Here is a 21,986-nt window from a genome sequence, read left to right on the forward strand (position 1 = left end):
ACCGCATGTCTCAAGAAGTTCATTGTCCTCAATGCAATTCCGAAAACGTTTATCCTGATGGTCATATGTGGGTGTGCCCGGAGTGCGGCCACGAATGGAATCCAACGCAACAGCAGTCCGACAAGGACGAGCTCGCGAATAAAGACGACGACGTCATCCGCGATGCCAATGGCAATATTTTACAGGACGGCGATACGGTGACAGTCATCAAAGATCTTAAAGTGAAAGGCTCATCCTCCGTAGTAAAAAGCGGAACCAAAGTCAAAAACATACGTTTGGTGGACGGGGACGATGGGCACGACATTGCGTGCAAGATTGATGGGCTGGGTTCGATGAATCTTAAATCTCAGTTTGTCAAAAAGATTTAGATCAACGAACGAGATGAATTTTACCACTTCGAAAAAGTTGGAATCAAATTCGCATTCTAATAGATACGTTGAGCCTAGAGCTCATTAAGGTGAGATAGGCCCATAAATGAGCCCAAATTGGACTCTTTTTTTAGCGGGCTATCTAAAATTTAGACAGGACGTATTTATGGGAAAGCCATTTTTATTAAATTTAATCCCGATCCTTTTTCTTTCGATTCTCTCCATCCCCTCCTATGCCCAGAGTTCCTCGGGCCGATTCGATAATCTATTGGCCCATAATAAGTGTCTGGAAATCACTCACAGTAAATATCAGGCTCAGTGTATCGCTCAAATTGACGGTGCTGTTTTTGATAAAAGTGCAGTGGGTGTCTGCGGCCGACAGTTGAGTCCCTATGAGCGTTTCAGTTGCTTTAAAGCGGTTCGAAACAAAGTTTACGAAAGTGTCCAAGTGTTTCTTTGTGAGCAAAACTCGAGATCTATCAATTATTGCCTGGCTAATAATTCATTGCTCGATTTAGATCAGCTCCCTCCGCTGGAGGAAAAAATGAAGGACTCACTGGTGAAAGATCTTGATCTGGTGATCAGTGCCTATTCAGCATCTCAATTAGAAGCCACTTTTGTGCAAAGACAAATTCTGAGTATCGAAAAGATCATCGCCAAAGTTTTAGAAGTCAAATAGAGCTCGTTAAGAGATTTGAAGCGCCGTCCATCTTCCGAGGACCACGGCCACTAAACCGAGTGTGATGCTCGCAATAATATTCATCAGTGCCCATGGCACTTGCTGCTGTTTCAATAAATTAAAGGTCTCCAGTCCAAACGCCGAAAACGTGGTGAAAGCTCCGAGGAACCCCACCGAGGCGAGCAGAAACACTGTTCTATGATACGGCAGTGATTTTTCGATCCATAAACTCAATGCGCCGATGAGAAAACAGCCCAGAATATTTATAAATAAAGTAGCCCAGGGGAAACTTGTCCAGTTCCGCGCTCCAAACCAAAGATAGACGAGATGCCTCGAGGTCGCGCCTAAAAATCCGCCTAAACCCACAATAAAAATATCTTTCATAGGATGAGGTTATAGCGAGCTTGAAGAATTGTCGAGAGAGATAAATGCTGCGCACAAAATGAAGACCATCACTATTATCAGTGTGCGGGTTTTGCAGATTCTTGCTTCATTTGGGACACTCTTCCTTCATGCTTGCAAATTGTGGGACAGTTCACTTTATCCACTTGTTTAGCCGTAAAAAAAAGAATCACGCTCCCAATGCGTTGGTTACATCCAATATATTCCCCTTTTTCTACAGTTTCCTTAATTAGAGGATCTTGGGTTGTATGATTGTAGACATATTCGTAACGACATTTATCATAAGCGAACGAAGTGGATATGGACGAAAAAATTAGGAACAAAATAAAGCGCACAAAAACTCCGACAGTAGGTTTGCACAACCATCGGAGTTTTTTTAAAAAACTTAAATCTTAAGAAACTTTAATTAAGATAATTAAAGAGTTTTTGTATCCATCACAAAACGATACTTCACATCGCCTTTAACGGTGCGATTGTAAGCCTCGTTCACTTGTGAGGCTTTGATGAGCTCAATGTCGGCGAGAACTTTTTTCTTCGCGCAGAAGTCGAGCATCTCTTGGGTCTCTTTGATTCCACCGATGAGAGATCCTGCTAAACGTTTGCGTCCAAAGATCAACGCCATCGCCGCAACTTTATTTGGCTCCGGTGCCGCTCCGACGAGGACGTGGGTGCCGCCAATTTTAAGTGTTCCCATGTACGGCGAGAAGTCATGCTCGGCGGAAACAGTGTCAATAATCAGATCGAGCTTTCCGGCCAAAGGAGCAAAATTCTTTGGATCGCGAGTGATCACAAAATTTTTGGCTCCCAACTTTTTAGCATCGGCTTGTTTGTTGGCGGAGGTACTAAATACTGTCAACTCAGCTCCCATGGCCTTCGCGATCTTTACCGCCATATGACCGAGTCCGCCCAGTCCAACCACTCCCACCTTCATCCCTTTTTTTGTCCCGTACCGCTTGAGAGGAGAATAGGTTGTTATACCCGCACACAGAAGAGGGGCCACGCGCTCGAGAGGTAGTCCCTTCTTGATCTTGAGAACATATTTATCTTTCACCACGATATGGGAAGAGTAACCACCCAGCGTAGGAGTTTTTCCGTCGAGTTCTGTGCTGTTGTAAGTGAAGGCCGTGTGTACACTGCAAAACTGCTCTTCATGAGATTTACAACTTGGGCATTTTCCGCAGGAGTCGACAAAACATCCGACGCCAGCAAGATCGCCCACTTTAAATCGTTTTACTTTTTTCCCGACGGCCGTCACGCGACCGACGATCTCGTGGCCTGGAACACAGGGATAGGCAGTGGGGCCCCATTCACCACGGGCCGTGTGAATGTCGGAATGACAAATTCCGCAATAATCAATTTCGATGACCACGTCGTCTGGCTTTGGCGAGCGTCGCTCAATTTGAAGCGGTTGAAGGGGTGAAGTCGGGGACGTGTTGGCGTAAGCTTTAGCGGAAATCATCGTGAACCTCCTGGGATGAAGGCTCGAGTATAGTCCCTACATCATCATTTGGCAAAGCCACCACGTGACCGCCGAAATGAAAGCGGTGACGGGGATCGTTAGAATCCACGCGAGTACAATGTTCTTAGCGACGCCCCATCTTACGGCCGACAACTTGTTCACCGCACCGACTCCCATGATTGAGCCGGTGATGGTGTGGGTTGTGGAGACAGGTGCACCGAGAGAGGTGGCGAGAAAGAGTGTGATCGCTCCACTGGTCTCTGCGCAACAGCCCCCCAAAGGAGTCAGTTTCGCAATTTTGAGGCCCATGGTCTCAACGATTCTCCAACCGCCAAACAAAGTGCCGAACGCCATAGCAATGTGACATGCGGCGATCACCCAGAGTGGGACATGAAAGTCACCTGTCATATGCCCGGAGGTGTACAGAAGAACCGCGATGATCCCCATGGTCTTCTGGGCATCGTTACCGCCGTGCCCAATACTGTAAAGTGCTGCAGAAACGAGCTGCAGTTTTCGACTGGCGGAATGAATCCGCGCAGGAACGGCATAAAACAAAATTCGCCCGACAATCCCCATAATAAAAAAGGAAAGAACAAAACCGAAGAGTGGCGAAAGAAAAATGGAGACAACAACTTTAGATATTCCTGCGACTTCCAGAGCGGATGTTCCCGCTTTGATGAGAGCGGCCCCAATGAGCCCACCAATCAGAGCGTGAGACGAGGAGGAGGGGATGCCATAGTACCATGTGATCACATTCCAGGTGATCGCCGCAATCAACGCGGCGAGGACCACAATGGGATCAACAATACTGACATCGACGATGCCTCGGCCAATGGTGTTTGCCACGTGAAGCCCAAAGAAGGCGAAGGCGATTAAATTAAAAAATGCGGCCCACACCACTGCCGTCTGTGGTTTAAGAACCCGCGTGGAGACGATGGTTGCGATCGAGTTTGCAGCGTCGTGAAACCCATTCATAAAATCAAACGCCAGTGCGATGATGATGATAAAACCGATAAGGTAGACGCTGTATTCCATAACTAAGCGTGATCCAGGACAATGCCTTCAACAATGTGAGATACGTCTTTGCATCGGTCGCACACCGACTCTAAAAGTTCTAGGATCTCTTTCATTTTGATCAGATCTTTAAATCCGATTTCTTCCCGAAAGAGTTTAGCCATTCCGACGCGCATAATGTGGTCGGACTCATTCTCCAGACGATTGATCTCTTCGCAGAGCTTTAAAGTGCCTTCGGTATTTTTCATATCTTCCAGACGCCCCACGACCTCTGAAACTTTTTCGACAGAGCGAAGAATGATGGCGCCGAGTTCTCGGATTTCGGGAGTGACGGTGCGAATGTCATAAAGGTGAAAACGCTGAGCCGCCGCATCGGTGTGATCTAAAATGTCATCCATCTTCGAGATCAACTTATAAATATCATCGCGATCTAAGGGGGTAATAAACGTGGAGTGCAAAGCCTCAACAGCCGTGTGAGTGATTTTATCGGCCTTCTGTTCGATCAGCTTAATATTTTTTGCTCGCTGTTCGACATTGGGAAGGTCGTCAATCATGGCGACAAGTTCTCGAGAACCTTCGAGAAGGAGGTCTGTCGCGCTACGGAACATTTCAAAAAACTTGGCCTCACGAGGTACGAACCAGCTCATCATATAAGTGCTCCTGGGATGTTCGCCGGGAAGTTGCACTAGCGGTTTTTCCCTGTCAAGGGGAGGCCGAAGCGCAAGATCGGCTAAAACTCACGGACGAGACCCCGGCCACATTTAAAACGCTTATAGTGACACTGAGACTGTAAACTCTTCAGTGTCTGTGTCTTCTAGGGCAAATTTACGATTGTTAAGATTCTGTTAGTGGTTCAAATCTGCGTCCTAATTCTCCACACAGACTGGGGCATAAGCTCGAGTTGGCCTCAGAGATCGATTAGAATTGTTTTCAATGATGGAACTCGATTTGCATTAAATCCTGACAGAGTCGTATTTAAAAAGGAGAATAATATGGCAACAACAACAATGGGATCACGTCAGGTTCGCAATCGCAACACAACAAAATATTGGATCATCGGAGCGGTTTTAGCCCTCATTTTGGCCGTGGCTACTCTTTTAGTGGCGCGCCCTGTAGGGGATGTTGCAATGAATAGCGCAGCAACCCCTTTGGATACTCCGGCTCCCACCGAAGATTTAAACATGCGTAATGGAATTCAAGAGGGCGAAAATCTTCCCGCTCCTAAGACGGAAGCTGTTCCCGCGCCTGAGGCAACTCCAACGCAGGCTCAATAGTTTGAAATTGATTTTTAATCTTTTGTAAATCGGCCGCTAGGAATAGCGGCTTTTTTAATTGCATCCAAACCATCGCCTTCTCTTTTGAAGTATTTTGAATGCGAGCTTTCCTGACATAATTATATTTTTTAAGCAAATTGCTGAGAATCTAATCAAAAAAAATGAATAAATAGATTCTATATACTAAATAAGTCTAGTTTTTAATCCACAATTATTCCATTTTTGAATTTCAACTTTACACCATTATGCAATAGCGGAATTCTGTTCGGGCCATTTATTCGAAAGGTCATTATGAAATATGTATTCACATTATTTTTAATATTTATAATTCCATGGATTGGATATGCTTCCCAAAAGGATCAGCCGCTAGAGGGATATGCCATTTACAAAGATGGCCGTCGTTTGAACTTTTCCGCAAAGCGTAGCTGTTACTATGTGGGTAATGACCCCTACTGCACGATAGCCCCTGTAGGTACTAATATCGGAAGCCCCGTTCGAGTTGTGATTACTTTTGCGATTGAACCGATGAGCACTGCCGGTCTACTTTACTACAACGCGGGTCCCGGTTGGACATTGGCCACTGATACATGTTCGGGAACGTACAATCCCCCCAGTGCAATGAGCGCTGTGTATTGTGATATTGCATTTGATCAAAATGCAGCCTTTCTGGGAAAACATACGATGTCATTTAATATAGACATTGGCCACTCGACCTATATGGCGACCCACAATTACACCCTATCTGTTGAGACTTTTGAGCGCAAGGATCCTTGTGAAGAACAAGTTTCAGGCTCTATTATAGGTGTTACTTCTCAAACATTATCAGAAAGAATACCCATCGTCGGTACCGATTATTTCTTAAACTATTCAAGCGACTTTACGAATAGTTATACTACGGATCACGCCGGTCTTGGGATTCTGCCTGAATTTAATCGCCACCTATGGACAATCTCGGTACAACACTACTTCCAAAAAAGTAACCGGAAACTTTTTATGGGTGACGGAGCAAATCAGACTGTTAAATTTATGACCGATTCAGTGGCAGGAGAAGATCTGGTGGTCAGCCCGGATGGCCGTCAAATATTTGTTTTTGACTCAACAACTGGCATCCACAAAGAGACGCGATCGGCGTCAACTGGAAGCACATTGTATTCGTTTGGTTACAGTTCCAACCGTCTCACTTATATCGATGATGCTTTTGGAAATCGCACTGTACTTAATTACAACGGTTCCGGTGGTCGCACTAGTATAGTTGCACCCTTTGGACAAACCACAACATTCACTCGCAGTGGAAGTGGTCAGTTGCTTTCGGTTACAAATCCAAATAGTGAAACGCACTCCATGACTTACAAATTGAGCACCAACTTATTAGAGACTTTTACTAAGCCGGGGGGGCAAGTTTCGACCTTTAGCTATGACAGCAATGGGCGGCTCATCCGAGATTTGGGACACGGAGGCAATAAATGGGATTTAGCGAAAACGGGAAGTGATTCATCAGGTTCAGTTTCTCAAGAATCAAATTTAGGTCGGGAGACTACTTTTAATTTCACAAATGATGGAGGGGTTCACACAAGATATACGACGACTCCCGACGGCTTTCAAACAACCTACATCAACAATCAATTGACAGGGTCGTCCAACATATGGAACGCGATTGAGTCTCGAGGAATTACACAGATTAATGATGAAAGGTTCGGTGAACAGGTTAAACGTGTTGCTTCCGAATCTGTGACAGTGGGGTCCAACACTAAAACTACAAATTATTCTCAGTCAGTTTCTTACGGGAGCGGAATTACTCCGGGTTGGTTTAACTATCATCAAATAACTACGTCTACGACAACCAATGCGAAAGCATGGAACTCCGTCTTTGATTTACCAACGCTGACAAAAACGGTGACATCTCCGGAAGGTAGGACAAGAACTTCCGTGTTTAACTTGTTGGACCAGCTCGTCGGTTCGCAGGTGGGGAGCGATACCCCGTGGACCTTAACCTATGACATCTACGGCAGGTTGACGAATAGGAAGCAGGGGCTCACGCAAAATTCTCTCACCTACGCCTACAATGGTTCCGGTTATCTGTCGTCCGTAACAAATGCATTAAGCGAGGTCACAAGTTTTGGTTACGATAATGCAGGTCGAGTCACTTCAGTAACGCTTCCAGACACTCGGGTGATTTCGAAGGCATATGATGCCAATGGAAATCTATTAACCGTTACCCCTCCGGGTCGGCCGGCGCATGCTTTTTTATATAACGCCATGGAAGAGGTGAGTGATTATCAGCCTCCATCGATTGGAGTGGGAGTTGCTAAAAATACGTCCTACGCCTACAATAATGATAAACAACTGACACTAGTGACTCTGCCCAGCTCAGAGACTATCGGATTTACGTACAATGGATCCACGGGCCTTTTAACAACTCGAACTGTCCCCTCTGGAAACTATAGCTACACCTACGATTCCACGACCAAACAGTTAGAAAAAATAGTGTCGCCCAACGGCCCGGCTTCGGTTTTTGACTACTATGGTTACCAACGCAAAGATGATGAGCAGAGAAGGAACTCCGATAACTATCTTTTCGGTAAAGTCGCATTCACTTTTGATAGCGAACATCGCTTGAGCTCAAGAATAACTCAACCTAGTTCATCCAGTGGGGCTTCTACCATCAATTATTCCTACAATAATGACGATGAGCTCTCTCAAGTTGGTGATCTCGCTTTAACGTATAGCTATCCGTCGGGGCGATTAAGCACGACAACGATTGGTAACATCGCAGATGCAAGGACTTACGATGTTTACGGCAATCTAATCACGTACACAGCGACCTATACGCCGACAATTACGGTGCTTTATAGCTACACCTTAACCCGAGATGTCACTAGCCGAATCACAGCCAAGAGCGAGAATGTGTTAGGCACTACCATCAACTACGTCTACTCCTACGATTCCGCAGGCCGCTTAACCGCAATGTCTGTCAACGGGACGACAACGACGACGTTCACATACGACAGCAATAGTAATCGCACCAGCGGCACAATCGATGGGGTCGCATTCACAGCGACCTACGACAATCAAGATCGTATTTTAACTTATAATTCTAGGACATATAATCACAACACGAATGGTTACCTCACTGGAATCCAGTGGACACCAACGTCGAGCAGTAGTTTTGTCTACGACGTCATGGGGAATCTAAAGCAAACCACACTCCCAAGCGGTGCAGTCCACACTTTTGATCACGATGGATTAGATCGAAGAGTCACAAAGAGCATTGGTAGCACTTTACAGTGGCGTGCAGTGTACGAAGATCAACTCCGCATCGCGGCCTACGTGAACAACACTGCTGGTACTTTAGCTAAAGAGTTTGTGTATGCTACCCGAATAAATGTTCCTGATTACATGATTACCGGCGGTGTAAAGTACCGTATCATAACCGATCACTTAGGATCTCCTCGATTGATGGTGAAAACGACGGATGGTACAATAGCCCAACGCATGGATTACAATGTATTAGGAGAAGTGAAGTCAGATACAAATCCCAGCTTCCAGCCGTTTGGCTTTACTGGAGGGATTTACGAGCCCGGGGTTCAGTTAGTGAGATTCGGAGCGAGAGATTATGACCCAAGAGCTGGTGGAAGGTGGACAAGTAAAGATCCGATAAGATTTGATGGTGGAGACATGAATCTTTATGGATATGTTTTGAGTGATCCTGTGAATTTTATTGATCCTGAAGGACGAGCTGCGGTTTTATTACCCGTAGTTGCTGTTGTGGGAGGGGCGATCGTAGGTGGTGCTATGGCTGGATATGAAATCCTGTTTGGTCCACTAACTGTTTCAGAATTAGAAACTAGCAATATTAATAACGTTAATGATTTTTTAAATGATAAACTTGGCCCTCATGACTTACAGAAGTGTATTCCATTTCGCCCAAGGCCAGCAGGAGGAGATACTCATAATCCTCTAGATTTAATTTCCCCTCCACAGCATCCTGCTAGAAGGGGAGCATAGATGATGATGAATTTAATAATTATAAACGGTGAGGTCGAAAATTAAAAAAATACCACCTAATATAAAAATTTTTATTTGGTCCAGCATAGGTTTTGTCGTTGCTGTAGGGGCTTATTATGGTTGCACTAAATATAGATTAAGTCATAAGCCTGATCATATAATTGCAGATTAGCTAGCAGTGCGTAGATTATAATCGAATGGGCGGTTTTCAAAACGTCCGCTTTTTCTGATCGTGCTTAGATCGCGCCAAATAAATCTAAAAAACTGGGAAAAGTAGGACAAAAAAGAATTGTTCTTTCCAGTTTGCTAATTATTTGATCGACCTAGGTCACTTTATATAAAATTAAAAAAACTGAGTGAGAGCGTAGAGCATAATTAAGCCGAAGCAAACCGTAGCTAGCGTGCTTCGAACCACAAGACATACAGCGCTCGCTAGAATTATGATGAGTAAGCGCTCTTTTCCAAAAGCCCATTCCACTTTGCCCGAATGGAAAAAAACTGACGGTGCTATAAACGCGGGTAGAATAGCGGCAGGAATATAAGAAAAAATCTCACGAACACGCTCCGAAATTGTCACTCTCGCCGAGAGCGCGATGATCGACCCGCGAATGCAAATGGTCCCGATCATCAAAAAAATGATATTCCACCAAAGATAACTGCTCTCGATCATGGATTCGCCTTTTTTCGAGAGAGGAGATAAGCCAGTCCCACAGAAAGTATCGCAGTGCCAAGCAAACCTGTGCGATACGGCAGTGGGTGGAGAAGAATTGAAACCACCGAAGAAAAGATCGCAATCGTTATATACTTTTTATTTTTAAGCGTTGGTATAACCAGCGCCAAAAAACTTAAGGGAACGGCATAGTCCAGAGCCCAAGAGGCGGGCGCGAAATTTCCAAAAATAAAGCCGGCAATCACCCCAGCTTGCCACGACAGAAACATGCAGGCGGCGGTTCCAAAATAAAATTGCAGGGTCTCTGCATTCGTCTTGAGTTTGTCCTGGTGAGAAGACATCACCGCATAACTTTGATCCGTGAGTGAGTGGGCGCAAAGGAGTTTGATTAAAAACGAAGATCGTTGAACAACAGGGGACACCGCCGCGCTATAGAGAAGAAATCGCAAATTGATCACGAGCCCTGTCGCCACCACAACGACACTGGCCGCATGTTTGGTCATTAACTCAATAGACGCCAGTTGAGCGGCGCCAGAAAATACAAACAGATTCATGAACATGGTCTGAAAAAAAGTCAGATGTGCTTCGGCAGAGACGGTTCCCATCACTGCGCCGAAGGGGATCACTCCGGTAAGGATAGGAATGGTTTCGCGAAAGCCAAGGGCGAAGTAATTTGTCGTCTTCATGCGCTAAATTCGTCTCCAATAACACTATACCTATTTAAAAAAAATAAGTCACTCATTGATCCATTTCCAAAAGATTGATAGGGCTAGTTCATGGTGAATTTTTGGGACAAACACGGAATATTTTTTCTTATATTCATAACTTTATTTCCGCGACTCACTCTGCTTTTCTCCAGTGTGGTCAGCGGTGGTCTTTTTTGGTGGTTAGGATTTATTTTTGTTCCAAGAATTTTAGTGGCTGTTTTGGCAACAATGTCCTACGCCGATACCAATCCCATATTGGTGATCATCAGTTGGTTTATTGCTTTTTCTGGAGAATCGACGGAAAAGTACACTCTGCGCAGAAACGTTCCCGCCGCGCGATCCAAACCGGGGCAGCGTCGGGTTGGAGACGGTGAGGTGATCGATGTCGAATACAAGAAGCTGTAAATCACTTAAACTTTAGGCTCTGCCCAAATCACTTTTTCGTAAAAGTCGCCCATTTTTCCGCACAGCTGCTCGGTCAGCGTGTTTAAGCTTTTACCGGTCATCGTCGTTTGGGTCTCGAGTTTGGACAGGCAGTCGATGTTGAGACAAATATATTGGCCTATAGTTTTACGAGGATTCACGGAGACCGTGAGCATTCCAATTTGATCTGCGCCCCCGGTGGAGTGACACCAACTGCACATTCCGGTGGTGGACTCGTGGGATTGAACCCGGCGAAAAACCAGACCGTGGGGTGAATCCCAATTGGGTCGCTTAAAAATCAAATAGGTGTAGTTTCCCGAAGACTCTGTCCAGCTGTGGTAATATTCAATTTCGAGTGGAAACTCCATCGTGTTGGGAAGAATGACTTTGCTGTGATCATCGGCGCGAAAGATTCTGTACAAATCTTCTTCGGCCTCAATACGAAACGGAAGTGTGTGTTGAATGGGAGAGAGATTTTCGTACTTCATGACAACCTGTCCTTCGGAGATCCCTGTGTTCCGAATATGTTACTCAGGGAGCGCTGAAGGGTCAAATGCTCGTGCCTGGCGGTAAAGTCCATAGCTGCAAAAGGCGCCGGCAAATAAGCAAACCGCGGTGAAGATAAAAGCGTAACTGTAGCCGAGAGATCCCGGGTTCGCGTCGATCAGTACGCCGCAGATGTAGCCAAAAAAGAAATCCGGTAAAAAGCCGACAAAAGAGGCGATTCCTATTGTTGTTCCCACCAGATAGTTTTCGATTCTTAAATCTCCAAAAATGGAAAAGTAAACAGCTCTAAGCCCGTAGACAAAACAAGAGGACATGAGCAAGACACCAAAGGCGTAATAAAAGTGAGAAAATCCTGTCGTTGCGGCGATCATATGGAAAATCCCTCCCAACAAGCAGAGAACAAACAGAATAAAAAATCGTCCGCTGGGCCTTCTTCGGTGAACGTGATCAGCAAACACACCCGTGAGCAGGGCCGATGCGGGACGGAGCCACAAAATGATAGAGGTCAGCGACGAGGCGGTCGCTAAATCTTTGCCATGAACATCGACCAAATAGATGGAGTAGTTATCAATCCCCTTATATCCGCAGTAGGAGGCGAGGATCACCACACTCAGGAGCCACACGTCCTTATTTTTAAGACACTTTAAAGCGAGAGACCAATTCCATCGTTCGGGTGTGTTCCCGGTGGCTTGATAGCTTTTAAGACTCCACCACACTCCGAGCGACGTTATAAAAGTGAACGCGGCCACCGAAAAATAAATAAGACGAAGCGCCTCTTGCTGCTCTTTGAGGCTTGTGAGATTCGGGAAGTAAAATGAAACAGCGACAAGCAAAAGAGAAGCCGCCATGGCCGCCACAAATCCGCGACCGCCGTCTAAAACTCCCAGCGCACTGGAGCGGCGATCTTCGCCCCCAATCACGTGGGTCGTTTTGATCAGCGCTCCCCAGAGAAGAAAAACCGTACTCACACCAAAGAAGGCGTAGGTGCTAATAAAGGTGATGGAGGATGGATTGAGAACTAAAAATAAACTCGCAAAAGATGTCAAAGCGAGAGAAATAGAAATTAAAAAGCGGGGATGATATTTATCTGCAAAGACGCCGCCAAAAAGATAGGAGATCGTCGAAGTAAAGCCATACGCGGCAAAGGCTACGCCAAGATCCGTGTTGGTGAGATTCCAGCCCTCCAGCATTAAGGGTCGGTAGAGGCGAGGAATTAAAAACGGCAGCATAAAAACAGTTTCGCCCGCTAAAATAATAAAAAACATCTGAAGAGCTTTTTTCACTCGGCAAGGGTAACATAATTATTGTTGGGGAAAAAGAATTTACGAAGGAGAGGAGAAGGTTATCCAGCTCCACAGTTTTTTGGACCGATGAGCTGGATCAACTGACTTATAAACCGTTAATATTAGTAACGAGTATTGTAGCCACCACCGCGACTGTTATTGTCACGAGGAGCTTGTGGTTTTGCGAGAGATACATTCATCGCGCGACCATCCATTTGCGAACCATTGAATTTGCTGATGGCATCAGCGGCTTCTGATTCTGAAGACATCTCAACAAAGCCGAAGCCTTTGCTGCGACCAGAGTCACGATCCATGATGATTTTTGCAGATTGAACAGCTCCAACAGCAGAAAAAGTCTCATTTAAAGACTCATCCGTTGCAGAATACGACAGATTTCCAACATATAATTTTTTACTCATAATACCTCCTATAGGCTTTGAGCGCTACTCCGGAGGACATGAACACAATGGACACAAACTCGAAATTAGCAGTTACTTGGAGCGATCAAGCTAACACCGAACCCCTTTTTTACCTAGTACTATTTTCAAAAGCCCAAGTTCGTCATCGAATTGTTCATATAAATCATGGATCTAGGTCAGATTCATTTTTCGCCAATTTTTGATTTAAAACGCATAAAGCGGACTTGGTGCTTTCAGGACCGAGTTTTCCTAGGGGAGTCAAGAATAAGAATTTGAAAGTTGAATAGAACTTGTGTTAGTCTGTAATCCAGTTCAATTGCTAGCTTTAAGAGTTAATGGTCATTGTGTTCATATCCTCCAAAGTCAGCGCTCAAGCCTTTAGGAGGTATTATGAGTAAAAAACTATATGTCGGTAATCTTCCCTATTCAGCAACAGACGAGACGTTAAGCGAAGCTTTTTCTGCTTACGGATCTGTTCAGTCAGCTAAAATCATCATGGATCGTGACTCTGGTCGCAGCAAAGGTTTTGCTTTCGTAGAAATGTCTACAGAGGAAGAAGCTTCAGAAGCTATCAGCAAGCTTAACGGTTCTCAAATGGACGGTCGCGCGATGAACGTGAGCGAAGCGAAGCCTCAAGCTCCTCGTGACAATAACAGTCGCGGTGGCGGCGGACGCAGTCGCTACTAGTGAGTAGCTACTTATCGAGTAGCCTCTAGTTTCCGATTTTAAAATTAATAAAATTTTAGAAACCGATCCGAAAGGGTCGGTTTTTATTTTTTTAACACCGGAAGGAATTCCATGCGTCCACAAGTTATCTCTTTTAAATGTATTCTCAAAAATAAAGCCGGCCGAATGATCAGTTCCACCTTTAATAAAGAAGTACTCACGTCAGTTGATGGCGCCCACGAGGGCATGCTTTCAGGCCTGGCAAAGAAGTTACAAAACCTCACCAAAGGTGAAAAACGAAGCATCGAACTTTTCGCTGAAGAAGCTTACGGTCTCTACGATCCGCAAAAAATTATTTTGTTTCCACGCAAAAACCTACCTCGCTCCGTGAAAAAAGGCGAAGCGGTCAGCATCGTCAGTAAAACGGGTGTTCGTCGCGCTTATCTCGTGGTCGAACTGCACTCCGACTTTGCAAGTTTAGATGGAAATCATCCTCTCGCTGGGCAAGATCTGGTGTTTGAGATTGAAACTATCGATGCCCGCGATGCGACCGCTAAAGAGATCGATGCCTCAAGCAATGTCGTTTCTTCGCAACTCTTGCACTAATTTTTAATGTTCTGTTTTTGGAAAAAATCTTCTAATCCCTTCCAGTCTGTTATCTTGGTTACAGGATGTAGTTCTGGAATTGGGTTAGCACTTGCAAAAATTCTTTATACGCAACTTCACTATCGGGTGGTCGTCACCGGTCGGGGAGCTTCATTACCTCATCTTATCGAGCGCTTTCCGGAGACGGATAGATTTTGGGTGAGATCATTAGACGTCACGGTCGATTCCGAGCGGCAACAGCTGATCGCTGAAATCAACGCCAAGTGGGGTGGTGTAAATATCCTCGTGAATAATGCAGGTGTGAGTTATCGAGCGGTGGTGGAGCACATGAGTGCCCGCGAAGAACACCATCAATTCGAAACCAACTATTTCGGTCCTGTCAGTTTAATTCGAGCCGTTCTGCCGACGATGCGGAAGGCGGGTTGGGGGAAAATCATCAATGTGTCCTCGGTGAGTGGGATGTTGGCGATGCCTACAATGGGCTCTTATAGCGCATCGAAATATGCTTTAGAGGGCATTAGCGAGGCGTTGTGGTTTGAGGTGAGGCCTCTAGGAATTAATGTGAGCCTGATTCAACCGGGTTTTGTGAGATCCAAATCTTTTTTAAATGTGCAGTACTCGCAACTGTCGGGGCCTGAGCATGGAACCGAAGGGCTCTACGCTGATTATTACAAAAATATGACTCCCTTTATCGAAAGACTCATGGGGTATAGCTTAACCACGCCGGCAGGTGTGGCGCGACAGATTTTAAATACTATGGAAAAGCGAAATCCCGCTCTCTGGATTCCAGCCACTCTCGATGCCAAAACCTTTTATTATTTACGTCGATTTATTCCACGTCGAATACTGCTCGAAGTTTTATTTGCAACTTTACCGAGGGTGAAGCAGTGGGCAAAGACCTACACCCAACGCTCATCTAAAAAATAAGTTTCATAGGAATCGCCTTAATTTTGAGTACCAATCGTGGGCGCGGTGAGCTATAAAGCTCGCTATGAGCAAAAAGAAAAATACCCCTGATTTATTCAATGATCCTGTAAAAAACGAATCCGAAGATTTCGCAGCGATGTTTGAAACATCGATGTCCAATATCGGAAAAACTCTGCGAGTGGGCGATGTGCTTAAAGATGCCGAAATCCTCAGTATCGGTAAAAGTGAAGCTTTTGTAGCCACCGGTACCACTCAAGATGCGGTGTTGTTAAACGTTGATCTCTTAGATGAAAATAAAAACCTTAAATTTAAAGTGGGCGATCGCATCGATGTGGTCGTTGTGCGCGCCAATGCTGATGAAATTCGGGTCACTCGCCGTGGTTCTAAATCTGCGCCGGTCGATATCGATAGTCTCGAAGACGCCTTTGATATGGAACTTCCGGTGGAGGGTAAAGTTACAGAAGCGGTCAACGGGGGTTATCGTGTGTTGATCCAGGGACAAACTGCGTTTTGTCCGATCAGCCAATTAGGGGTTCCCTACGGTCAAGATGCTAGTGATTACATCGGCAAGAAATTCGAGTTTATTATTACCCAGTTTGACGCTCGTAAAAGAAATCTCGTAGTCTCTCGTCGTAAGCTTTTAGATCTCCAAAAAGCCGAGGGTGAAGGAGCCTGGATTGAATCTCACAAAGTCGGTGATATTGTCCCAGGAAAAGTCACACGCGTTGAGCAGTACGGCGCCTTTGTCGACTTAGGCAGCGGTGTCGAAGGCTTAGTTCATGTTTCCGAAATTGGCTTTGTTCGCTTGAAGCACGCCAACGAAGGTGTTCGAATCAACGACCAAGTTCAGGTTAAAATATTAAAAATCGAAGAGGAAGGGACTCGTTTAAAAATCGGATTGTCTCTAAAGCAGGCCGGTGGAGTGAGTGATCCTTGGGCTCTGGTGCCTCAAGATTTTCCGGTGGGCGCTATTGTCGACGGCACTGTCGATAAAAAAGAAGTCTATGGCTACTTTATAACTCTTAAGAACGGAATTAACGGTCTCTTGCCGAAAGCCAAATGGCGCGATTCCGAAGATTCTAAGAAATACGAGTCGTTGAAAAAAGGCGACAGCGTGAAAGTGAGAATTGATGAACTCAAGTTTGATGAACGCAAAATTTCTTTAGGTCTACCGACCGAAGAGCAGGACGAATCGTGGCGCGAGCATCAATCCACCTCGTCGTTAGGTGGAGCCTTTGCCGCGGCTTTTTCTAAAGCTCAAGAAAACGCCAAGTCCAAAAGATAAGCAGAGAGTTCTCAAAGTTGGTTTAGCCTTTTAAGGCTAACGCTTTTTGAACTTCTTGAGTGATATGGTCTGTGACTAATCGAAGTCGTGCCGACGACGAAAAAGGCACCGGCGAAAGCAAAGAGACCGGTACTCCTGGTGTCGTCCATTGGGGAAGAACTCGAACGAGACGCTGAGATTGTAGATCGGGAGCGGCGAGAAAAATAGGAACAAGAGCTAAGCCACTCCCGGCTAAAGCCGCTTTTATAAGACTCGACATCTGGTTACTCACGATGCGGGGGCGGATCGAGACTTGGACCGAAGACGCGTTCGCTTTAAGAACCCATTGTCCCCGTGATGAACGCGGTCCTAAAAATAAACAGTCATGATCTTGAAGGTCTTCCAGTTTAGAAATCTTAGATTTTTTTTTAAGGTACGCGGGCGATGCGACCAGGATGAGTTTGATATCACCTAATTTTTTAACCTTGATGGAACTTTCTTTCAGTTTTCCAATTCGTATCGCTAAATCATAACCGTCTTTGACCAAATCCAAGACTTCGTCCGTATAAATTAATTCGAACGTTAAACCAGGGTGCTTTTGGGTGAGAAGTCCTGCGGCCGGCGCAATCACCTCGGAGCCTAAATCCTCGGGAGCGGTCAGTTTAATATTGCCGGTGATCAGGCTTGTGCTTCCGTATAAAGATTTTTGGGCGTTTTCGATGGCCTCGAGCGGGCCCACGCAACTGTCATAGAAGGCCTTACCAGAGGCGGTGAGAGTTTGACTTCGAGTGGTACGGAGTAGGAGCTTTGTGCCCGTCTCAGTCTCGAGGCGAGTGATGGCTTTACTTACTGTGGACTTGGGGAGTTTGAGAGAGTCTGCGGCCTTCGAAAAGCCTCCGCTCTTAATCACTTGTATAAAAATGTGCACAAGCTCTAGATCCATATTGTTTCCTAATAGAAACAGTATAATTCAATTAGTGCATCTAATCAACAGTCGAATAATCGTCGATAGTAGATTCATACAAACAACGCTTGGAGGAGGCGGCCATGAAGAACGATCTTATTTTAGTTGTAGGTGCGACAGGAACGGTGGGTAGCGAATTGATACTCCTACTCAAAAACAAAGGATTTCGAACTCGAGCCACCACCAGCAAACCCGTTCAACCCACCGAAGACCTTGTGTCGATGAATATGGCCACGGGCGAAGGGATTAAAGAGGCTTTTGAAGGTGTGGACCGCGCGTTTTTATTGTCACCTCCGGGATATGCAGATCAATACGCGATGCTTTCGCCATTGATTCAAGAGTCAAAGCGTCGTGGACTTAAGAAAGTGGTCTTGATGACCGCGATGGGTGCGAACGCGAGCGAAGCGGCCCCCATGCGAAAAGCCGAGCTGGAACTTGAAAAATCAGGATTACATTACAACATCATTCGACCGAATTGGTTTTTCCAAAACTTCCAAACGTTTTGGATCCAAGGGATCATGGAGGAGAATAAAATTCTTCTCCCGGCGGGGACCGCGAAAGTGAGTTTTATTGATGCGAAGGATATTTCGGCCGTGGCCGCGCAACTTTTAACGAGCACTCAGTGGGATCATCGAGATTTTGATCTCACCGGTCCAGAGGCTGTGGATCATCAGCAAGTGGCTGATGCGATTTCGAGAGTCGCGGGAAGGAAAATTCAGTACCAAGAGATCAGCTCGGAGTCTTTTCAAAAGGGCTTAGTGCAGGCCGGTCTTCCCCAAGATTACGCTGAATTTCTCACGATGATCTTTGGATTTCTCAAGGAGGGTTACAGCGCGAGAACCACCTCCAGTGTGGAAGAGATTACCGGAAAGAAGCCTCGCTCACTGATTCAATATATTAATGAAAACAAAAATTCATGGAACAACTAACAAGGAGTAAACACATGAAAGTATTATTAGTAACAGCAGCCACTCTTATGACAAGTGCCAGCTTTGCCGACGTTTATAAAATTGATGCCAACGCCAGTAAGGTAGAATGGTCGGGTGGGAAAAAAATCGGTGGTGGACACAATGGAGAAATTAAAGTGAAAAGTGGCGAAGTGCAGACCGACAGTGCAGGAAAAGTCACTTCGGCCGTGGTGGTTGTCGATATGAAGTCGATCAGCAATACGGATCTCAAAGACAGTCCGGATATGCAAAAGAAACTTGTGGGCCATCTTTCGAGTGATGATTTCTTCAAAGTGGATCAATTCCCAGAGTCCAAATTCACACTGAAGACCATCGCCCCTAAAAAAGGCTCTGCCACTGAATACGTCGTCAAAGGCGATCTTACGATGCTTGGAAAAACTCAAGCCATCGAGTTTCCAGCGACGATGTCCTCAGACAAAAATAAGCTTTCTGGATCTGCGAAGGTGACCATCGAGAGATTAAAGTGGGGTCTTCAATATGGTTCTGGTAGCATCTTTAAGTCGCTGACCGCGGATAAGATCATTAATGATACTTTTGATCTGACTCTCAATATCGTCGCTCAAAAGTAAATCACTTCTCATAAAGGGAGCAGAGTAATGCTCCCTTCTTTTATTTAAAATTCGCTCGGAGATAATTAAGCCCACCGTTTATGGCCGCAATCTGCGCGTCGATACAGATCTGATCGTTGACCTTTGGACTATCGGGGTAAACCTCTGTGGTGGTGGTGTATTCAGCTCCGGAGAATCCCGCACACAAATAAAGTTTTTTAAGCTCATAATTGATCACGCCGTCTTGTTCGATCTCGACACCGATGATTCGGCCCTCTTGATCGTGAGGTGCGATATGAGTGACTTTTTTGACTTCGTCAATAATGGCCTTTTGGAAGGCGGGCTTGGGATCTTCCGAGTCCCCTACCAGATAAAATCCGTCAGGAATGTCCCATAACTCTTGAGGGATACCGTCCCTTTTTTCAAGAGCGGGTCGAAATACCGAGTTATCAGTGTCGGTCGTCTCGTGAAGATCAAAGTGAGCAAAGGGAGTGACTCCCACGGACTTCATGGCTTTTAAAAAGAGATCACATTCTTCGGCAGGACTATCTTCGCGGAAAGAGCGATTCGGATCAATGGCTTTGGGATTCCAGCGATTGATCGTTTCGTAGGCCCAAGGACTAATACAAGGGGCACAAACAAAATTAAATTGTTTTTCGAAGTGAGTGGCGGCAGTTTCCATAAATCCGAGAGCGCCGTGAACGCCACTGGTTTCGTAGCCGTGGACTCCGCCAGTAATAAGAATGGTTTCTTTGGTTTTATCGAACTTTTTAGACTTGATCAGGAATACGGGATAAAGCTCGGGGTTGATCGAAAGAGCTCCATACTGAATCACGTCAAATGCATCGCTTAATTTTTTGATTTTTGTGACCACCTCGTCGCGGTAGGAGCGCTTGATGGTTTGTTCTGCGAGCCACTGCTCTTTTTCGGCGGGTCCCCATTTCATAGTTGTCCTCCTGATGAGTTTTTCTACCAGTGGGAACGTCGGGTTGCAAGTTTACAAAGCACGTTGGCGGTGTACAAAGTTCTTGAGGAGGATTAGACTGCCTCGATGTATCAACTCCGCGATTATCAGCAGCAGGCCGTCGATAGCACGGTGAAATACTTCCGACGGCAGCGAGAGCCGGCGGTGGTGGTACTCCCGACCGGGGCTGGTAAGAGTTTAGTGATCGCGGAGCTGGCTCGAATCGCCAACGGTCGAGTTTTAGTTTTGGCTCACGTCAAAGAGCTCGTGGAACAGAATTACGAAAAGTACCGGAGTTATCAGCTAGAAGCGGGAATCTTTTCGGCCAGCCTTGGGAAAAAAGATTGGGATCAAAAAGTGATCTTTGGAAGTGTGCAATCGGTGGCAAGAGCTCCCGACGACTTCTTTCATGATTTTTCTTTACTTGTGATCGATGAGTGCCATCGGGTCGCGGACGAAGGGTCCACGCAGTATCAAGAAGTGATCAAAAAACTCTCCGAGAGAAATCCTAAGCTTTGTATTCTGGGTTTAACCGCAACGCCCTATCGGTTGGGCCTAGGTTGGATCTACGAGTACGCAGCCAATGGTGAAATCAAAACGACAAAAAAGCGATTTTTTAAACAGTGTGTATTCGAGTTACCGCTGTCTTATATGATTCAAAAAAAGTTTCTTACGACGCCCGTCAAAGTCGATATTCCTGTCACTTGCTATGATTTTTCAGAGCTCTCGGATAAGGATCGCGAATTTACAGCGGCGGAAGTGGAAGAAATACTTAAGAGCCAAAAGCGACTGACTCCGTTTATTATTAAAAATATCATAGACATCACCGAAAGATTTGATCGTAAAGGTGTGATGATCTTTAGCGGTTCCGTGAGGCACGCCAAAGAAATCATGACCTACTTACCACCGGAAGACGCTCGACTCGTGATCGGTGATACCGATATGGAAGAGCGCGATCAAATTGTGGAGGACTTTAAGCAACAGAAGTTTAAGTATTTAGTGAATGTGTCGGTCCTCACGACGGGATTTGATGCTCCTCATGTCGACGTCATCGCCATCTTGCGCCCGACGGAATCGAACAGTCTATACCAGCAGATTGTGGGTCGAGGTTTAAGACTTTCGAGCGAAAAGAAAGATTGTTTTATTTTGGATTACACCGGTATGGGGCACGACATCTACGCTCCGGAGATTAGCGACAAGCGCCCAGCGAAAGATACTGTTCAAGTGCGAATCCCTTGCCCGGCCTGTGGCTTTGAAAATGATTTTTGGGGGAGAGTGGATGAATTCGGCGACATTACGGAGCATTTTGGTCGACAGTGTCGCGGGGGAAAAGTGGATCCCGTCACATACAAAGTCACTCCCTGTGGTTTTCGCTTCCGCTTTAAACTCTGCCATGTGTGTGGATCGGAAAACGATATTACCGCCAGAGCGTGCGAAAAATGTAAAACCGAGTTGATCGATGCCGACGCCAAACTCAAGCAAGCCAAACTCTCTAAAAATGCTCACGTGATGACACCGGATCGAATCACCTTCGAGGAGCGTAAAGATAAAAATGCAAACCCGTATTTAGAAATTCGGTACTACGATTACGACGCGAATTATATCAGCGAAGCTCACTTTTTTAGTCATCCTTCGTCGATTAAAAAATTTAATATTAACTTTTTACGATCCCATTTAAAGCGCCCGGAGCTCGCTATCGAAATCGTAAATCCCAAAGATGTCCTCAAGTATCAGAATCTATTCCGTCTGCCGTCTTTTATCATAGCTCGAAAGCAAGATAAGTTTTGGAAGATTACGGAAAAAGTGTTTGCGGAAGAGTTATAGGAGCGGGTGGGTCAATTCGCCCACCACGTCCCTGCATGCCACATG

Annotated in this window: 23 protein-coding genes; 12 read left to right on the plus strand and 11 right to left on the minus strand. The window is 45.6% G+C overall.

The features are described 5' to 3' along the window. Nucleotides 1-5: 5 nt before the first annotated feature. Nucleotides 6-368 carry an alkylphosphonate utilization protein gene (locus K2Q26_10965; protein ID MBY0316034.1) on the plus strand — a complete coding sequence of 121 codons (363 nt, stop codon included), beginning with the start codon at nucleotides 6-8 and terminating at the stop codon, nucleotides 366-368. Nucleotides 369-534: 166 nt separating this feature from the next. Next, nucleotides 535-1,047 carry a hypothetical protein gene (locus K2Q26_10970; protein ID MBY0316035.1) on the plus strand — a complete coding sequence of 171 codons (513 nt, stop codon included), beginning with the start codon at nucleotides 535-537 and terminating at the stop codon, nucleotides 1,045-1,047. A gap of 6 nt (nucleotides 1,048-1,053) precedes the next feature. Here K2Q26_10970 and crcB read toward each other — a convergent pair whose 3' ends face one another. The 4 genes from crcB to K2Q26_10990 all read right to left on the minus strand — a co-directional run bounded on the left by crcB (nucleotide 1,054) and on the right by K2Q26_10990 (nucleotide 4,572). Continuing rightward, entirely contained in the window at nucleotides 1,054-1,431 is a 378-nt protein-coding gene (crcB, locus tag K2Q26_10975) for a fluoride efflux transporter CrcB (protein MBY0316036.1), read from the minus strand. 433 nt (nucleotides 1,432-1,864) lie between these two features. Beyond that, a complete protein-coding gene (locus K2Q26_10980; GenBank protein MBY0316037.1) occupies nucleotides 1,865-2,908 on the minus strand; it encodes an NAD(P)-dependent alcohol dehydrogenase in 1,044 nt (347 codons plus the stop codon). Between the two features lie 36 nt (nucleotides 2,909-2,944). Next, nucleotides 2,945-3,943, minus strand: coding sequence for an inorganic phosphate transporter (locus tag K2Q26_10985; protein ID MBY0316038.1), 999 nt, complete (start codon nucleotides 3,941-3,943; stop codon nucleotides 2,945-2,947). Between the two features lie 2 nt (nucleotides 3,944-3,945). Beyond that, on the minus strand, nucleotides 3,946-4,572 hold the full coding sequence (locus tag K2Q26_10990; GenBank protein ID MBY0316039.1) for a DUF47 family protein: 627 nt from the start codon (nucleotides 4,570-4,572) through the stop codon (nucleotides 3,946-3,948). A 342-nt stretch (nucleotides 4,573-4,914) separates the two neighbouring features. Between K2Q26_10990 and K2Q26_10995 the strand changes: the two genes are divergently transcribed. Together K2Q26_10995 and K2Q26_11000 are read left to right on the plus strand one after the other, a co-directional pair. After that, nucleotides 4,915-5,196, plus strand: coding sequence for a hypothetical protein (locus K2Q26_10995; protein MBY0316040.1), 282 nt, complete (start codon nucleotides 4,915-4,917; stop codon nucleotides 5,194-5,196). Between the two features lie 291 nt (nucleotides 5,197-5,487). After that, entirely contained in the window at nucleotides 5,488-9,201 is a 3,714-nt protein-coding gene (locus tag K2Q26_11000; protein MBY0316041.1) for a hypothetical protein, read from the plus strand. 343 nt (nucleotides 9,202-9,544) lie between these two features. Here the strand turns inward: K2Q26_11000 and K2Q26_11005 are convergent, their stop codons facing one another. Then, nucleotides 9,545-9,871, minus strand: a complete 327-nt coding sequence (locus tag K2Q26_11005; GenBank protein MBY0316042.1) for an AzlD domain-containing protein — start codon at nucleotides 9,869-9,871, stop codon at nucleotides 9,545-9,547. Then, nucleotides 9,868-10,557 (minus strand): AzlC family ABC transporter permease, encoded by a 690-nt coding sequence (locus K2Q26_11010; GenBank protein MBY0316043.1) that lies wholly within the window; start codon nucleotides 10,555-10,557, stop codon nucleotides 9,868-9,870. Before K2Q26_11010 ends, K2Q26_11005 begins: the two co-directional genes overlap by 4 nt. Before the next feature lie 90 nt (nucleotides 10,558-10,647). On the opposite strand from K2Q26_11010, the gene K2Q26_11015 reads away from it, so the two are divergent. Further along, on the plus strand, nucleotides 10,648-10,983 hold the full coding sequence (locus K2Q26_11015) for a hypothetical protein (GenBank protein ID MBY0316044.1): 336 nt from the start codon (nucleotides 10,648-10,650) through the stop codon (nucleotides 10,981-10,983). A 5-nt stretch (nucleotides 10,984-10,988) separates the two neighbouring features. On the opposite strand, the gene K2Q26_11020 is transcribed toward K2Q26_11015, so the two are convergent. The 3 genes from K2Q26_11020 to K2Q26_11030 all read right to left on the minus strand — a co-directional run bounded on the left by K2Q26_11020 (nucleotide 10,989) and on the right by K2Q26_11030 (nucleotide 13,210). Then, entirely contained in the window at nucleotides 10,989-11,489 is a 501-nt protein-coding gene (locus K2Q26_11020) for an FBP domain-containing protein (protein MBY0316045.1), read from the minus strand. 39 nt (nucleotides 11,490-11,528) lie between these two features. Beyond that, nucleotides 11,529-12,773, minus strand: coding sequence for an MFS transporter (locus K2Q26_11025; protein MBY0316046.1), 1,245 nt, complete (start codon nucleotides 12,771-12,773; stop codon nucleotides 11,529-11,531). A gap of 140 nt (nucleotides 12,774-12,913) precedes the next feature. Continuing rightward, nucleotides 12,914-13,210, minus strand: coding sequence for an RNA-binding protein (locus K2Q26_11030; GenBank protein MBY0316047.1), 297 nt, complete (start codon nucleotides 13,208-13,210; stop codon nucleotides 12,914-12,916). A 390-nt stretch (nucleotides 13,211-13,600) separates the two neighbouring features. On the opposite strand from K2Q26_11030, the gene K2Q26_11035 reads away from it, so the two are divergent. The 4 genes from K2Q26_11035 to K2Q26_11050 all read left to right on the plus strand — a co-directional run bounded on the left by K2Q26_11035 (nucleotide 13,601) and on the right by K2Q26_11050 (nucleotide 16,694). Beyond that, nucleotides 13,601-13,897: an RNA-binding protein gene (locus tag K2Q26_11035; GenBank protein MBY0316048.1), complete on the plus strand. Its 297-nt coding sequence runs from the start codon at nucleotides 13,601-13,603 to the stop codon at nucleotides 13,895-13,897. 111 nt (nucleotides 13,898-14,008) lie between these two features. Then, nucleotides 14,009-14,482 carry an FKBP-type peptidyl-prolyl cis-trans isomerase gene (locus K2Q26_11040; protein ID MBY0316049.1) on the plus strand — a complete coding sequence of 158 codons (474 nt, stop codon included), beginning with the start codon at nucleotides 14,009-14,011 and terminating at the stop codon, nucleotides 14,480-14,482. A gap of 6 nt (nucleotides 14,483-14,488) precedes the next feature. Then, the gene (locus K2Q26_11045; GenBank protein MBY0316050.1) at nucleotides 14,489-15,409 is read left to right on the plus strand and encodes an SDR family oxidoreductase; all 921 of its coding nucleotides are present in this window, start codon (nucleotides 14,489-14,491) and stop codon (nucleotides 15,407-15,409) included. Between the two features lie 64 nt (nucleotides 15,410-15,473). Next, nucleotides 15,474-16,694 carry a S1 RNA-binding domain-containing protein gene (locus K2Q26_11050; GenBank protein ID MBY0316051.1) on the plus strand — a complete coding sequence of 407 codons (1,221 nt, stop codon included), beginning with the start codon at nucleotides 15,474-15,476 and terminating at the stop codon, nucleotides 16,692-16,694. A 22-nt stretch (nucleotides 16,695-16,716) separates the two neighbouring features. Here K2Q26_11050 and K2Q26_11055 read toward each other — a convergent pair whose 3' ends face one another. After that, a complete protein-coding gene (locus tag K2Q26_11055) occupies nucleotides 16,717-17,616 on the minus strand; it encodes a LysR family transcriptional regulator (GenBank protein ID MBY0316052.1) in 900 nt (299 codons plus the stop codon). Between the two features lie 104 nt (nucleotides 17,617-17,720). Between K2Q26_11055 and K2Q26_11060 the strand changes: the two genes are divergently transcribed. Continuing rightward, nucleotides 17,721-18,566 (plus strand): SDR family oxidoreductase, encoded by an 846-nt coding sequence (locus tag K2Q26_11060; GenBank protein MBY0316053.1) that lies wholly within the window; start codon nucleotides 17,721-17,723, stop codon nucleotides 18,564-18,566. A 14-nt stretch (nucleotides 18,567-18,580) separates the two neighbouring features. Next, nucleotides 18,581-19,174 (plus strand): YceI family protein, encoded by a 594-nt coding sequence (locus K2Q26_11065; protein ID MBY0316054.1) that lies wholly within the window; start codon nucleotides 18,581-18,583, stop codon nucleotides 19,172-19,174. Nucleotides 19,175-19,214: 40 nt separating this feature from the next. Here the strand turns inward: K2Q26_11065 and K2Q26_11070 are convergent, their stop codons facing one another. Continuing rightward, nucleotides 19,215-20,099: a M14 family metallocarboxypeptidase gene (locus K2Q26_11070; protein MBY0316055.1), complete on the minus strand. Its 885-nt coding sequence runs from the start codon at nucleotides 20,097-20,099 to the stop codon at nucleotides 19,215-19,217. Between the two features lie 105 nt (nucleotides 20,100-20,204). Here K2Q26_11070 and K2Q26_11075 point away from each other — a divergent pair, with 105 nt between their 5' ends. Next, nucleotides 20,205-21,941, plus strand: coding sequence for a DEAD/DEAH box helicase (locus tag K2Q26_11075; protein ID MBY0316056.1), 1,737 nt, complete (start codon nucleotides 20,205-20,207; stop codon nucleotides 21,939-21,941). Nucleotides 21,942-21,986 lie beyond the last annotated feature (45 nt).

It is taken from the genome of Bdellovibrionales bacterium (assembly GCA_019750295.1).
Taxonomy (GTDB): Bacteria; Bdellovibrionota; Bdellovibrionia; order Bdellovibrionales; family JAGQZY01; genus JAIEOS01.

What these genes read in the sequence shown, in the direction of transcription:
- K2Q26_10965 (MBY0316034.1), top strand. Translation starts at nt 6, where the DNA reads ATGTCTCAAGAAGTTCATTGTCCTCAATGCAATTCCGAAAACGTTTAT.
- K2Q26_10970 (MBY0316035.1), top strand. Translation starts at nt 535, where the DNA reads ATGGGAAAGCCATTTTTATTAAATTTAATCCCGATCCTTTTTCTTTCG.
- crcB (MBY0316036.1), bottom strand. Translation starts at nt 1,431, where the DNA reads ATGAAAGATATTTTTATTGTGGGTTTAGGCGGATTTTTAGGCGCGACC.
- K2Q26_10980 (MBY0316037.1), bottom strand. Translation starts at nt 2,908, where the DNA reads ATGATTTCCGCTAAAGCTTACGCCAACACGTCCCCGACTTCACCCCTT.
- K2Q26_10985 (MBY0316038.1), bottom strand. Translation starts at nt 3,943, where the DNA reads ATGGAATACAGCGTCTACCTTATCGGTTTTATCATCATCATCGCACTG.
- K2Q26_10990 (MBY0316039.1), bottom strand. Translation starts at nt 4,572, where the DNA reads ATGATGAGCTGGTTCGTACCTCGTGAGGCCAAGTTTTTTGAAATGTTC.
- K2Q26_10995 (MBY0316040.1), top strand. Translation starts at nt 4,915, where the DNA reads ATGGCAACAACAACAATGGGATCACGTCAGGTTCGCAATCGCAACACA.
- K2Q26_11000 (MBY0316041.1), top strand. Translation starts at nt 5,488, where the DNA reads ATGAAATATGTATTCACATTATTTTTAATATTTATAATTCCATGGATT.
- K2Q26_11005 (MBY0316042.1), bottom strand. Translation starts at nt 9,871, where the DNA reads ATGATCGAGAGCAGTTATCTTTGGTGGAATATCATTTTTTTGATGATC.
- K2Q26_11010 (MBY0316043.1), bottom strand. Translation starts at nt 10,557, where the DNA reads ATGAAGACGACAAATTACTTCGCCCTTGGCTTTCGCGAAACCATTCCT.
- K2Q26_11015 (MBY0316044.1), top strand. Translation starts at nt 10,648, where the DNA reads ATGGTGAATTTTTGGGACAAACACGGAATATTTTTTCTTATATTCATA.
- K2Q26_11020 (MBY0316045.1), bottom strand. Translation starts at nt 11,489, where the DNA reads ATGAAGTACGAAAATCTCTCTCCCATTCAACACACACTTCCGTTTCGT.
- K2Q26_11025 (MBY0316046.1), bottom strand. Translation starts at nt 12,773, where the DNA reads ATGTTTTTTATTATTTTAGCGGGCGAAACTGTTTTTATGCTGCCGTTT.
- K2Q26_11030 (MBY0316047.1), bottom strand. Translation starts at nt 13,210, where the DNA reads ATGAGTAAAAAATTATATGTTGGAAATCTGTCGTATTCTGCAACGGAT.
- K2Q26_11035 (MBY0316048.1), top strand. Translation starts at nt 13,601, where the DNA reads ATGAGTAAAAAACTATATGTCGGTAATCTTCCCTATTCAGCAACAGAC.
- K2Q26_11040 (MBY0316049.1), top strand. Translation starts at nt 14,009, where the DNA reads ATGCGTCCACAAGTTATCTCTTTTAAATGTATTCTCAAAAATAAAGCC.
- K2Q26_11045 (MBY0316050.1), top strand. Translation starts at nt 14,489, where the DNA reads ATGTTCTGTTTTTGGAAAAAATCTTCTAATCCCTTCCAGTCTGTTATC.
- K2Q26_11050 (MBY0316051.1), top strand. Translation starts at nt 15,474, where the DNA reads ATGAGCAAAAAGAAAAATACCCCTGATTTATTCAATGATCCTGTAAAA.
- K2Q26_11055 (MBY0316052.1), bottom strand. Translation starts at nt 17,616, where the DNA reads ATGGATCTAGAGCTTGTGCACATTTTTATACAAGTGATTAAGAGCGGA.
- K2Q26_11060 (MBY0316053.1), top strand. Translation starts at nt 17,721, where the DNA reads ATGAAGAACGATCTTATTTTAGTTGTAGGTGCGACAGGAACGGTGGGT.
- K2Q26_11065 (MBY0316054.1), top strand. Translation starts at nt 18,581, where the DNA reads ATGAAAGTATTATTAGTAACAGCAGCCACTCTTATGACAAGTGCCAGC.
- K2Q26_11070 (MBY0316055.1), bottom strand. Translation starts at nt 20,099, where the DNA reads ATGAAATGGGGACCCGCCGAAAAAGAGCAGTGGCTCGCAGAACAAACC.
- K2Q26_11075 (MBY0316056.1), top strand. Translation starts at nt 20,205, where the DNA reads ATGTATCAACTCCGCGATTATCAGCAGCAGGCCGTCGATAGCACGGTG.